Origin of the sequence: Myxococcus guangdongensis (assembly GCF_024198255.1) — a bacterium.
GTDB classification, from domain to species: Bacteria; Myxococcota; Myxococcia; order Myxococcales; family Myxococcaceae; genus Myxococcus; species Myxococcus guangdongensis.
This window is the reverse complement of the sequence record NZ_JAJVKW010000018.1, coordinates 99,048-110,691: the sequence shown is the minus strand read 5'-3', so window position 1 is coordinate 110,691 and position 11,644 is coordinate 99,048. Positions and strand designations below refer to the sequence as shown.

At 68.9% G+C, this 11,644-nt stretch carries 12 protein-coding genes; 5 read left to right on the top strand and 7 right to left on the bottom strand.

What is annotated here, in order from left to right; all coding sequences use genetic code 11:
• Positions 1 to 10: 10 nt before the first annotated feature.
• Entirely contained in the window at positions 11 to 736 is a 726-nt protein-coding gene (locus LXT21_RS38740; protein WP_254043268.1) for a hypothetical protein, read from the bottom strand.
• Positions 737 to 1,083: 347 nt separating this feature from the next.
• On the bottom strand, positions 1,084 to 2,145 hold the full coding sequence (locus LXT21_RS38735) for a DNA ligase (protein WP_254043267.1): 1,062 nt from the start codon (positions 2,143 to 2,145) through the stop codon (positions 1,084 to 1,086).
• Between the two features lie 303 nt (positions 2,146 to 2,448).
• Here LXT21_RS38735 and LXT21_RS38730 point away from each other — a divergent pair, with 303 nt between their 5' ends.
• Entirely contained in the window at positions 2,449 to 2,934 is a 486-nt protein-coding gene (locus LXT21_RS38730; RefSeq protein ID WP_254043266.1) for a gluconokinase, read from the top strand.
• A gap of 2 nt (positions 2,935 to 2,936) precedes the next feature.
• Here the strand turns inward: LXT21_RS38730 and LXT21_RS38725 are convergent, their stop codons facing one another.
• Positions 2,937 to 3,524, bottom strand: coding sequence for a cysteine hydrolase family protein (locus LXT21_RS38725; protein WP_254043265.1), 588 nt, complete (start codon positions 3,522 to 3,524; stop codon positions 2,937 to 2,939).
• Positions 3,525 to 3,601: 77 nt separating this feature from the next.
• On the opposite strand from LXT21_RS38725, the gene LXT21_RS38720 reads away from it, so the two are divergent.
• The 3 genes from LXT21_RS38720 (at position 3,602) to LXT21_RS38710 (ending at position 5,922) form a co-directional block, all read left to right on the top strand.
• Complete coding sequence (locus LXT21_RS38720; protein WP_254043264.1) at positions 3,602 to 4,585, top strand: GlxA family transcriptional regulator; 984 nt, start codon at positions 3,602 to 3,604, stop codon at positions 4,583 to 4,585.
• 371 nt (positions 4,586 to 4,956) lie between these two features.
• Entirely contained in the window at positions 4,957 to 5,550 is a 594-nt protein-coding gene (locus LXT21_RS38715) for a hypothetical protein (protein WP_254043263.1), read from the top strand.
• A 69-nt stretch (positions 5,551 to 5,619) separates the two neighbouring features.
• Entirely contained in the window at positions 5,620 to 5,922 is a 303-nt protein-coding gene (locus LXT21_RS38710) for a hypothetical protein (RefSeq protein WP_254043262.1), read from the top strand.
• A 48-nt stretch (positions 5,923 to 5,970) separates the two neighbouring features.
• On the opposite strand, the gene LXT21_RS38705 is transcribed toward LXT21_RS38710, so the two are convergent.
• Positions 5,971 to 6,951: a LysR substrate-binding domain-containing protein gene (locus LXT21_RS38705; protein ID WP_254043261.1), complete on the bottom strand. Its 981-nt coding sequence runs from the start codon at positions 6,949 to 6,951 to the stop codon at positions 5,971 to 5,973.
• Between the two features lie 134 nt (positions 6,952 to 7,085).
• Between LXT21_RS38705 and LXT21_RS38700 the strand changes: the two genes are divergently transcribed.
• Complete coding sequence (locus LXT21_RS38700) at positions 7,086 to 8,090, top strand: zinc-dependent alcohol dehydrogenase family protein (RefSeq protein ID WP_254043260.1); 1,005 nt, start codon at positions 7,086 to 7,088, stop codon at positions 8,088 to 8,090.
• Between the two features lie 594 nt (positions 8,091 to 8,684).
• Here LXT21_RS38700 and LXT21_RS38695 read toward each other — a convergent pair.
• The 3 genes from LXT21_RS38695 to LXT21_RS38685 all read right to left on the bottom strand — a co-directional run bounded on the left by LXT21_RS38695 (position 8,685) and on the right by LXT21_RS38685 (position 11,506).
• Entirely contained in the window at positions 8,685 to 9,842 is a 1,158-nt protein-coding gene (locus LXT21_RS38695) for a phosphotransferase (RefSeq protein WP_254043259.1), read from the bottom strand.
• Positions 9,788 to 10,414: a phenylalanine--tRNA ligase beta subunit-related protein gene (locus tag LXT21_RS38690; RefSeq protein WP_254043258.1), complete on the bottom strand. Its 627-nt coding sequence runs from the start codon at positions 10,412 to 10,414 to the stop codon at positions 9,788 to 9,790. Before LXT21_RS38690 ends, LXT21_RS38695 begins: the two co-directional genes overlap by 55 nt.
• 135 nt (positions 10,415 to 10,549) lie before the next feature.
• Positions 10,550 to 11,506 carry a helix-turn-helix domain-containing protein gene (locus LXT21_RS38685; RefSeq protein ID WP_254043257.1) on the bottom strand — a complete coding sequence of 319 codons (957 nt, stop codon included), beginning with the start codon at positions 11,504 to 11,506 and terminating at the stop codon, positions 10,550 to 10,552.
• Positions 11,507 to 11,644 lie beyond the last annotated feature (138 nt).

Sequence of the window (11,644 nt, the reverse complement as noted above, 5' to 3'; positions counted from 1 at the left end):
GATGTCCAGGTCAGCCCCGATGACGGCCGCGAGCTGGCTGTCGCTCCATCAGTCGCTGATACGCGAGCACCAGTCCCAACTCGTACACGGACACAGCGCTCATGGTCGCCGTCGTCACGGTGATTCCGAACACGACCGAGATGGGAGAGGGTACGTTCGAGATGACCCCGTCGAGGAGGTTGCTGAGGACGAGCACCGCGAGGATGACCGAGCCCCCCAGGGGCAACAGTGTCCCGAGCAGCCGTAGCCGATACCCCTTGACCAGCTCGTGGGACAGCCGGAGCGAGGCGAGCGGACCTCTCCCCTCCACGGCGACGATGGCGGGGGCCAGGCTGGTGCTCAACGCGAGGTACAGCCCGGGGATGAGCAACAGGACCAGGCCCGTGCTGACGACCACCGCGGAGAGCGCGGCCATGAGTCCCATGAGGATGATGCGCGGTATCACCGTCCCAAGGGACTCAGCGAGTCCCAGCGGCGCCTGTCCAGGAACGCGGAGCTCCGTGGCCACCCGCTGCATCAGGTAGATGCTCAGCCCCGTCTGGGCTCCCATGTTGGTGAGGACCGAGAGGGCGATGCCCAGCGTTGGGTTGGGCAGCAACAGGAAGGCAGCGGTCCCCAGTCGGATGAGCGCCACCGCCAGACTGAGTCCCAGCACCCACCGCCACTGCTGCTGCACGAGCGCCAGCGTGTCCCAGATGAGCCGCGTCGGCGACAGGGCCGCGGGGTCCTCGCTCATCCGCCGCATGCAAGGCGCGCAGTGGGTGGCCTCATCATGGCCGCGGCATTCGGCACAGCCGAAGCTGCCACAGCGGCTGCAGGCGAAGACGGCGTCGAGGTGCGGATGCACGGCGCACGCTGGCGCGACATCGGAGAGGGTGGACGACATGGGACGGCTCGTGGCTAGGGGACAGCCCAAGCCGCTCGCGCGCCCTCGGGCGCCGCCACCCTAGGAATCGGAGCCCACCCTCACCGGTCCATCCTGGGAGGCTCGTCCCCGAGGGCAGTCCCACCTATCCGCGAGCCGACAGGGCCCACGTGTGCCCTGTCACCCCGTGGAAAGCCTCCTGTGGGTGCGGGCGGGGCTCAGCCCTTCGCCTTGAACGGCGCCGCGTCGATGCGCACGCCGATGTACGACGGGAAGCGCGGCACGCCGTCGTTGGACAGCTCCTGGTAGCGGAACGTGATGAGCGTGCCGATGGCCGGCGGCGCGGCCCGCTCCGCGTCGGAGAAGCCCGTGCCCACGCTGAAGCGCTTGCCGTTGCGCAGCTCCACCTCGAGCGCACCCAACCGCCCCTTGTGCCGACCCGCGCCCGCGACATGGCCAATCACCACGGCCTCGTCATCCTTGAAGCTCTTCACCTTCAACAGCGTGTGCGAGCGGCCCACCTCGTAGCGCGAGCCCGGCTGACGCAGCATCAGTCCCTCGCCGCCCAGGCCCTCCACCCGCTCCAGCTCCGTGCGCAGGTGCACCGTGCCCTGGCAGCGCTCGTGCGGATGCCACCGCGCGTACTCGGGCTTCGTGTCATCTACCCACTTGCGACAGTGCTCCAGCCGCTGCTCGAAGGCCGCGTCCACGCTCGGGGCGTCGAACACCACGAAGAGCAGCTCCTTCCAGTCCTGGCTCTTGTCCTGCCGGCGCACCACGCTCACCGTGCGCTGGAAGCGCTTGCGTCCACCGAACAGCTCTCCGTCCAGCGGGAAGTCCGGCAGGGCCGCCGTGAACCAGTCCGGCGCGAAGAACTCGTTGCCCAGGCGCGACCAGAAGCGCTTGCCGTCCCAGTACGCGCGCACGCCGTCGAGCTTCTCGCTCATCCACCAGTCCGTGAGGTCCACGTCGTTCTCCCACGGATGGGCGAGCAGGAGCGGCGGGGCCTTCTCGGTGGCGTCCTCGGAGGACTCGGTCTCCTTCGCCGTCTTGACGCGGGTGGCCTTGGGGAGGGCCGCGGCGCCGCCGACGCGGGCGGCCTCGGCGTCCTCACCGCGCAGCTTGCGCAGGTGCTTGCAGGTGCGCCGCTCGATGCCGATGGACTGGTTGCGCCACGCGGGACAGGAGCACGAGTAGACGCCTCCGGTGTTCTTGAGGATGTAGGGCTTGGCGCCCGAGCCCTTCATCTCCGTCTGCTCACCGTCCGCGAGGTCCGCCACTGATATCCCCTCCGTGCCGCGTGTCATCGCGGCGACCGTGAGGAGAATCGTACCCCTGGGGTCTGACGTTTCCCAAGCATGGTGGGGGTGCGGAGCCGTGTTCCTCGCGCTGGACCCGCGACGTTGGACGGGTATCCGGAGTTCGACGGGATGCTACGGGGGCAGGCGGCCGGCCCGGCGTCGCACGCGAGGGGCCCGTGGGACGTGGAGAGGTGGTCATTCGACGCGCGAGGCAGTGGCGAACAGGCGACAGGCGTCGCACCATGTCCGGAGGTCCCCGTTTCATCGAGGAGGCGTCACGAGATGGTGGTCGTCGTCATGGGCGTCTCGGGCGCCGGCAAGTCGACGGTGGGGCGCGCGCTGGCCCAGAGCCTGGGCTGGCGTTTCCTCGACACGGACGACCTGCACTCGGCCGCCAACGTGGCGAAGATGGCGGCGGGGGTGCCGCTGACGGACGAGGACCGTTGGCCGTGGTTGGCGGACGTCCGAGGGGAGCTCGAGCGCTCCCTGTCGCGCGGTGAGGACGTGGTGCTGGCCTCGTCCGCGCTCAAGCGCTCCTACCGCGAACGGCTGGAGGTGGACCCGGCCCGGACGCGGTGGGTGTATCTGAACGCGCCGCGCGAGGTGTTGTCGCGCAGGCTGGCACAGCGGCATGGGCACTTCATGCCGCCGTCGTTGCTGGACAGTCAGCTGGCGGCGCTGGAGGTGCCCGAGCAGGCGCTGTCGGTGGATGTCTCGCCGCCGCCGGAGCAAATCGTGGCGAGCATCCGCGCGGGCCTGAAGCTCTGAGGTCAGCGCCCCGCGCGGGCGAGGAAGTCGGACGTGCTCTCCAGCTTCGCGTAGGCCATGCCGAGCGCGGCGAGGAACGCGGCGTGGACCTGGGGCGCGGGCACGCTCACGCCGTTGAGCTCGAGGGCGCGGGCGGCGCAGGCGTCTTGGAGCACGGTGACGGCGTAGCCGAGGTCCGCGGCGGCGCGCACGGTGGCGTCCACGCACATGAGGGTCATCATGCCGGTCACCACGAGGTGCTTGATGCCGAGCGCGCCCAGCTGCTTCTGGAGGTCCGTCTCCCGGAAGCTGTTGGGGTAGTGCTTGAGGATGACGCGCTCATCGGGGCGGGGCGCGACGAGTGTGTGGGTCTCCGAGCCCGGGGTGTTGGGGAGGAAGAAGGTGGCGCCGGGCTGCACGGAGATGTGGCGGACGTGGATGACGGGCAGGTGGTGTTGGCGGAAGTGGTCGAGGGCCGCGCGGGCCTGGGTGGCGGCGGCCTCGGCGCGGTCCAGCTCGGCGCGGCCGCCGGGGAAGTAGTCGTTCTGGATGTCGATGAGCAGCAGGGCGGTGGTGGGGTCCAAGGGGGGCTCCGTGGGGTGGGGCTTCATGGGATGCAATAACCAGACGGGATGCACGCGACGAGTGCCTGGATTGACAAAATCCGGGCGGAAAACGACAAGCGGCCATGGTCAAGGCGGCGAGTCCCACGCGCATCGCGGTGTTGTCCCTGGAGGGGTGTGTGGCCTCCAGCGTGATGGGGCCGCTGGACGTGTTCGCGATGGCGAACCTGCTGAGCCGGGACGTGGGGATGTCCGAGCCCTTCGTGGTGGAGTTGGTGTCGCCGCGTGGGGAGCCCGCGAGGAGCTTCCATGGGTTGGAGCTGATGGCGGCGAGGGTGCCGAAGCCCGCGGAGCGCTTCGACGTGGTGTTGGTTCCGGCGATGGTGGGAGGGTTGGAGGCGGTGTTGGGGGAGCGGGTGCTGACGCGGTGGTTGAAGGCGCAGCACGCGCGAGGCGCGAAGCTGGCGGCGGTGTGCGCGGGGGCGTTCGTGTTGGCGGAGACGGGGTTGTTGGAGGGGCGTGAGGCGACGACGCACTGGGGTTTGGCGCAGCGCTTCGCGGCGCGTTATCCGGGGGTGAGGCTCAAGCCGGAGCTGTTGTTGGTGGACCAGGACGACGTGCTCACGGCGGGAGGAATCACGGCGTATCTGGACCTGTGTCTGCATCTGGTGGCGAAGAAGGCGTCACCGGAATTGGCGGCGCTGTGCGCGAAGATGTTGTTGGTGGAGCCCGGGCGCAGGTTGCAGGGGCCGTACGCGGTGCACTCGGCGCCGAGGGACCACGGGGATGCGGCGGTGCTGCGCGCGCAGGAGTGGCTGGAGGCGCACTACCAGGGGCCGGTGACCTTGGCGGAGGCGGCGGAGGCCGCGAGCCTGGGGGCGAGGACGTTGCTGAGGCGCTTCCAGAAGGCGACGGGGGATACGCCGCTGGACTACGTCCAACGACTGCGCGTCGAGGCGGCCCGGAGGATGCTGGAGACGAGTCCGCGCACCGTGGAGGACATCTCGCAGGCCGTGGGCTATGCGGACACCACGTCGTTCCGGCGACGGTTCAAGGCGCGCACGGGATTGACGCCGGATGCGTACCGGCGACGGTTCGCGCTGCGGTGAGTTGCACCTGGGGCAAGGTAGACCCGCTCTGGTCGGGGGCTGTCCCGGTCCCTCCCGAGGTGCGGGCTCCTGGTACCGCTGGAAGTTCACTGAAGGCCGGCGCTGGCCAGCGGTGGTCTGATGTGACTGAACCTCGTCTTCATCTCATGCCGCTGACTGGGTGCCGGGGAGCGCTTGACCGATTTCGCGAGGGCACATGAAATCGAGGCATGCGCTTGGCCATCGCCGTCTGCATCTGCCTTCCACTCGTGATGGGGTGTGCATCTCCTGAGCGGGAAAGACGAGCGCAGCGACTTACGGCGATTCGCGCCCTGAATGCTCAAGGTGCCGCATGGCGAAGTTCCGAAGGATTCCAGGCGACAAGATGGGGGATGCCGCGCTCGGAGGTTGTTGCTGCACTGGGGCCGACGGCAATTGTCGAAGACGGCAAGGTGGTCGCGGCCATCGTGGTGGCTGGTTATGAGGCCAAAGTGTACTGCTCGTTCGCGGGCGGACGTCTCTCAGATATTTCTCTGTGGCTCCCGTCACTCGCTTCGGCACGAAGCTCATACGCCGACATCAAGGGGCTCCTCTCGACCAAGTATGGAAGACCGGCTAGGGAGAGGACGACAGATACTGTCATCGATGACCTCGAGTCCCTTTATGTCCTGCGGCAAATCGGCGACTCACTCAATCAGTCCGCACGACTGGCTTCGGGAGTTCACTCCACTCAGGACAGCACTGGTGCTGCCATCCGCAGTGAAGGGACATCCATGCGTGCCGCGATGGAGAGGGACCGTTTGCTGAAGTCGCCGTTCGAAGCCAGGGCTGCGTGGGCTACTGGTGAAACGGTGGTGACACTCGCACTGACGCAGGAGCGCGGCGCGGGGGCTGATGTGCTCGTGAGGTACCGCAGTTCCATTCTCTGGAAGGAAGCGGCGGAGCAGAGGCGGGTGGAGCAGGCCCGCAGGGCAGCGGACTTCTGACCGAGTGCATGGGAGCGATGGATCCGCCCATCTCACCCTGCGTTGTCGTAACCCGACTGGAGCACTGAAATGAGCAATCATCAGTGGAGCGAGGCTGACGATATCGTCGCCTTCTATCTCTATCGATTTGGTACAGCCCTGCTTCCGTGCGAGATGCCCGCCATCGCCGAGCAGCGGGGAATCAAACTGGGAAGCATGAAGATGCGGATTGGCAACTTCAAGGCGCATGCGGGCGCAGGCCGCCTGGGGAACATTGCGCGGCAATCCGTGCAGGTCTTCGAGCGGTACAAAGACACCCCTGAGCCTCAGCTTCGGGACAAGGCGTTCCCTGGGCTGAGTCAATCCACGAGGGCTGGAGTCGGATTGAAGTAGTAGTCGAGCAGCGGCAAGCCTGGGGCTGTCCAAGGGGAGGCGGACGGCCTATCTGCCATTGTTCCAATGTCGTGAAGGGGACGCCGCGCGAGTCGTGCGCGAGCGTCGTTTCCCACGCGCCTCTCCCGCGGACAGAATCTCGGGGATGCGCGCGGCGAGCAGGTCGATGGCCGCGCGCACCTTCGAGGGCAGGTGTTTGTTCTGCGGCCACACGGCGAAGACTTCATTCCCGTGTCGCCCCTCTTCCTGCAGGAGCAGCGTCAGCTCGCCCTTGCTCAGCCGAGCTGCGACGAGCCAGCAGGGCAGCCACGCGAGGCCCGCGCCCCTCACCGCCTCGTCGGCGATGGCCTCCAGGTCATCGAAGCGCAGCCGCCCTCGCATCGGCACCAGCCGCTCACCTCCCCGTGGGTCCGGGAACCGCCAGGGCTTCGCCGTCCCCTGCCGCCCGTAGAGGACGGCCTCGTGCTTCCCCAGGTCCTCGAGTGACTTGGGTCGGCCACGTCGCGCCAGATACGCCGGTGACGCGCAGACCACCATGTTCTGAACACCGAGCCTCCGCGCCGTCAGTCCCGCATGGTCCGACAAGGGCGCGACCCGAATCGCCAGGTCGAATCCCTCCTCGATGAGGTCCACCACCCGGTCGCTCACGGACAACTCCACCTCGAGCTCCGGATGCTGTCGCGCCAGCTCCCCGAGCAACGGCGCCACGCAGTGCCGACCGAACAACACCGAGGCCGTCACCCGGAGCCGCCCCGTGGGCGCGCGATGCCCGGAGTCCAGCTCCGCCTCCGCGGCCTCCAGCTCCGCCAACGCGCGCACGCACCGCTCGTAGAAGACCTGACCATCCTCGGTGAGCCCCTGCTTGCGCGTGGTGCGCAGGAACAGCCGCGCCCCCAACCGCTCCTCCAGCCTCGCGATGCTCTTGCCCACCGCCGACCGGGACAACCCCAGCCGCTTCGCCGCGAGCGCGAAGCTCCCCGCCTCCGCGGCCTGCACGAAGGTCAGCACTCCACTCAGGCGGTCCGTCACGGCATGACTCCCATTGGCGAATTCCTGTCTCCAGTGAAGCCCCCAAAGCTCTCCACTGGGGACCGGTCCTCCTCCCTATATCCCCCAGGCCCTCGAATGGCATGACCCTGGAGACAGCAACGATGGATGGCGTGATGAAGCGGTGGGAGCTGCGCAAGCCGGGCCGGGTGAACCTGGAGCTGGCGAGCGTGCCCATTCCCAAGCCCGGCGCGGGCGAGGCCCTGGTGCGCGTGTCGGCGGTGTCCCTCAACTACCGCGAGAAGCTCTTCCTGGACGCAGGCGGATACTCCGACGTGTCGTGGCCCTTCGTGCCCACCTCCGACATGGCGGGCGAAGTGGTGGCCACCGGCGCGAGCGTCTCGCGTGTCCAGGTGGGGGAGCGGGTGCTCGCGGCCTTCAACACGGACTGGGTGGACGGCCCGCCTCCTCGCGCACCGCGAGCCCTGGGAGGAAGCGCGCCCGGCGTGTTGTCCGAGTACGTCGTGCTGCCCGAGCGCTGGCTCGTCGCCGCGCCCAGGACGCTTGATGACGCGCAGGCCAGCACGCTGCCCTGCGCGGGGCTCACCGCGTGGACGGCCCTCGTGGAACAAGGTGCGCTCAGGCCCGGGCAGACCGTGGTGACGCAGGGGACGGGCGGCGTGTCGCTGTTCGCCGTGCAGCTCGCCTCGGCGCTCGGCGCGCGCGTCATCGTCACCTCGGGAGAGGACGAGAAGCTCGCCCGTGCGAAGACGCTGGGCGCGGCCCACGGCATCCAGCGTCGCCGCACCCCCGACTGGGAGAAGGAGGTGCTGGAGCTGACGAGCGGACGTGGCGCGGACCAGGTGCTGGAGCTGGTGGGCGGCGACAACCTGGGACGCTCGGCCAGCGCCCTCGCGTCCGGCGGGCGCATCTCGCTCATCGGCGTGCTGGAGGGCTTCGACATGCGCTTCCCCGCGCTCCCGCTGCTCCGCAGCCACGGCATCATCCAAGGTGTGCTCGTGGGACACCGCCGTGGACTGGAGGACCTGGTCCGCGCGGTGGACACGCTGCGAGTGGCGCCCGTGATTGACGCGACGTACCCGCTGCGCGACTTCCCCAAGGCCCTGGAGCACCTGGACCGGGGGCCGTTCGGCAAGCTGGTCATCCGCGTCCGCGAGTGAGGACGATACCCCGCACCCGGTGCCCGCTGCTGCTTTGAAGTACGGCAGTGCAGCCCAGGACACTCCATGGGGCGCTGCGCGAAGCGTGCCGATTCGCAGCGCCCTATCCTGGATGAATCTTCCAACCAGGGGGCTCGATGCGAAGAATCGTCGGAGGGGTTTTCTCCGTGTGCTTGTTGCTGGGGTGTGGAGGAACCGTCGTGGACGCGGAGCGTCGCTCCGAAGTCCCTGCTGAAGTCGAGCAACAGTCCAGCCGCTGCATCGTCAATCCGCACAGTGGCGAGGATCTTTGCCCCATGGGGATGTCATGTATCAACGAACTCTGTGAGCCGACCTTGGTAACCCGTGATGACGAGTCTTCCGTCGTTGCCGCCGCTTCTCCAGCCTGCCAGGAACTGGATGGCTCGAGATGTCCAAGTCGCCTCACGCTGCCTGTTCGTTGTTCGAATGCGACAGGGCATCACTGGTGTTACTGCGAGGGGTTGTACCCATCTCTCTGGGACTGCCCGCCGTACCTCTGAGGCGTGTCGAAGTCGCGTCGACGGAAGTGCCGTCAGCATTGGGCTTGGATTTGTCCGCGAGCGCGGCGCGCGCCTACCGGAACGCGGGCCAGGTGAAGGACTCGGTGCCGGCCCAACGCTCCACGAGGCGCTCCTCGAGCGCATCCAGGGTGCGTGACAGGGCGGGAATCGGGTCCACGGGCTCACGCAGCGCGCGGGCGCGCGCGAGGTGACGCAAGAGGGCGGCGCGCTCGGAGAACCCGGGCGCCCACTCCCTGTCCCGCTCCAGGACGCGAGGCGACATCCACTGGAACATGTTCACCGTGCGCGCGGTGGCGAGCAGGGCGCGGGCACGCAACCACGTCGAGTCGATGCGCGCCGCCTCGCACGAGGGCGCCAGGGTGATGCGGTACGTGACGTCCGCGCGCGAGATGAGCTCATCGGGCAGCGGCACCACCAACAGCCACATCAGCGCGTCGTACAGCGCGTGGCGCATGCCGCAGTACTCGAAGTCGAGCAGTCGCGGACCGCTGGCCGTGAACAGCGTATTGCCCGGGGCCATGTCCCCATGTGTGAGCGCGAGGAACGGGCCGGGCTCGGCCAGCTCGCGTGCCACGTGCTCCAGGTCCTCCTGTGTCCCCGGCTCCAGCTCCGTGTCGACGGCGTCCGTCCAACGTCGCAGCCGGTCCACGTGCTCCAGCAGATAGCGCGCGTTCTCGATGCGCACGCGCCCGGGCCGAGGGCTCAGCGCGTGGCGGAGCATGTCGAAGTCACCATGCAGGCCCCAGGTCCGGGCATGGAGCTGTCCGGTGAGTCGGGCCACGGCGAGCAGTCCGCCGATGGCGGCCTCCGGGTCGTCACCCTGGAGTAGGTCCTCCAGCGTGGGCCCCAGCCCCAAATCCTGGAGGACGAGCAGCCGTGAGTCGATGCTGCCCGCGATGAGTCCTGGAGCGATGGTGAGGTTGTGCCGGCCGAGCAACTCCAGCCCCGCCCACTCGTCCAGCCCGAGCACCAGGTCCTCGTGGAAGTGCTTGAGCACGACGCTGGTGACGTCTCCGCCGCGCACGCGGGCGCGCACCACGTGGCAGCGGGACTGGGTCCGCAGGACCTGGGGCTCGGTCAGCAGCACGGGTCGCCCCCAGGCCGCGGAGAGCGAGCGCGCGCCATCGGCGAGCAGCCGCGCCAGGTCCAGGGTGCTCAGGGGAGTCGCTCCACGGTGGCGCCGGCTCTCTCCAGCAGCTCGCGGTACCATGCGAAGGCGCGCGCGGTGCGGTCTCCCAGGGCCTTGGCGCCCCAGAGGACGGTGAGCGTGCGTCGGGTGTCCGCGTTCGTCTTGGTGCGCTGCGCGTCCTTCACGGCGTTGGCGCACGGGCCCTCGGCGTCGAAGAGGCACAGCAGGCCCGCCAGGTCGATGCTCTGGCCGGAGGCATTGAAGACATACTGGGCGCCCTCGGGCGCGATGCCGACGCGGAACGGCGCGGTGGCGCGGTCCAGGTCCACGACGCTGATGGGCAGTCCGCTGTGCAGCGACACCGCGTTGCACGCGTCCACGGCCGTGTTGATGCCGCCGAGCGAACCGTCGCCCGCGGCGCGCACCAGGTACTCGGAGGCGGGCTTGCCCCGCCCCGTGGGCTTGTAGCCACCGTGACGGAGCATGTCGCGCACGGCGCCGCGCACGGTGTCGTCACTGGAGAGCGGCGCGGACGCATCCGGCTTCAGCAACGCCACCAGCCACTCCGGCGAGGGCAACGCGCCCAGCGACGCGGGGAAGACGGTGGTGAAGCTCAGCGTGTCCAGGGACGGATGCGGGTCGACGGTCAGCACAGCGCGCCACTCTACGCCACCCAGCGCGTCCGTGCTGGGCGTCGGTGCGCGGGGGGCGCGCTGGCTGCTCGCGGAGCCCCCGTGCACCGCCGGGTGTTCAGCGTGCCCCCGTTGTTGGCAGAACCTCGACGGGCGTCATGCCCGCTGTCGGGCCTGTTGGTGGCGCCAGTCCCGGGGAGTCATGCCGTATGCCTTCTTGAAGGCGCGTCCGAAGTGGGTGAGATCCACGAAGCCCCAGCCGAAGGCGATGTCCGCGATGCCGCGCGCGTCCATGGCGGGGTCCTCGAGCGCCTTGCGGCAGCGCGCCAGGCGCCGCGAGAGGACCCAGCGCATGAAGCTCTCGCCTTCTTCCCTGAACAGCCCATGCAGGTAGCGCGTGGACATGCGGAAATGGGCGGCGGCCGTCGCCGGGCTCAGCGAGGGCTCCGCGAGGTGCCGCTCGACGTAGACGCGGAGCGCATGCCGCCGAGCCTCTCTCACGCTCGCGGCGTTGGTCTGGATTCTCCGGCCCTGGGTGTTGAAGGCCAGGGCGAGGAGCTCGAGCAGGTTGTCCGAGACGGAGCCCGCGACGGGCTCGGCGACCTGGTTCACCGCGAAGGCGCGCAGGTAGGCGGCCACCAGGGCTCCGACGCCCTCCTGCGTGTGGAGCACACTGCCCACCACGTCATCCGGACGTGAGAGTCGTGGCCGCAGCGTGGAGTAGGGCGCCACGATGACGATGCGGCGGTAGTCGGCGTCGAACGAGAGCTCTCCCGGCCGGGTCCCATCGAAGAGCTCCACCTCACCCGGGTGGGAGTAGCGCTCCTCGCGTCCCTGGCGCAGCCGGCAGACGCCCTCCACCTGCATGCAGAGGTAGTAGCACTCCCGGGGAGCACGGGCGATCTCCGGCTCCCCCCGGTAGACGCGCTGGGCCGAGGAGTGCAGAGACGTCACGCCCAACGGTCCGGCCTCGTGATGGTCCAGCCGCCCGAAGAAGGGACTGGAGGCCTTGTGCTCCGTCCTCAGTCCCAGGAGCACCTTGCTCGCCAACTCCTGCCAGTACTCATGCCGCTGCTGCGCGGAGACCACGTCCGTCGAGAAGACTGTGCGCAAGTGCCGCCCCCAGATGTCGAGGCGCACATCCTCCCTCCCACATCCGACACCCTCCAGCACCCACGGCCGAATTCCCGTGCGCCGGCGGCCGAGCCCCCCTTCCGCCCATTCCCTATACCTGCCTCAGACCGACAGCGA

Coding starts and splice junctions, on each gene's coding strand:
- LXT21_RS38710 (WP_254043262.1), top strand. CDS start 5,620: ATGAGCAATCATCAGTGGAGCGAGGCTGACGATATCGTCGCCTTCTAT.
- LXT21_RS38715 (WP_254043263.1), top strand. CDS start 4,957: ATGCCGCGCTCGGAGGTTGTTGCTGCACTGGGGCCGACGGCAATTGTC.
- LXT21_RS38730 (WP_254043266.1), top strand. CDS start 2,449: ATGGTGGTCGTCGTCATGGGCGTCTCGGGCGCCGGCAAGTCGACGGTG.
- LXT21_RS38695 (WP_254043259.1), bottom strand. CDS start 9,842: ATGGTACCGCGAGCTGCTGGAGAGAGCCGGCGCCACCGTGGAGCGACT.
- LXT21_RS38725 (WP_254043265.1), bottom strand. CDS start 3,524: ATGAAGCCCCACCCCACGGAGCCCCCCTTGGACCCCACCACCGCCCTG.
- LXT21_RS38740 (WP_254043268.1), bottom strand. CDS start 736: ATGAGCGAGGACCCCGCGGCCCTGTCGCCGACGCGGCTCATCTGGGAC.
- LXT21_RS38700 (WP_254043260.1), top strand. CDS start 7,086: ATGAAGCGGTGGGAGCTGCGCAAGCCGGGCCGGGTGAACCTGGAGCTG.
- LXT21_RS38720 (WP_254043264.1), top strand. CDS start 3,602: ATGGTCAAGGCGGCGAGTCCCACGCGCATCGCGGTGTTGTCCCTGGAG.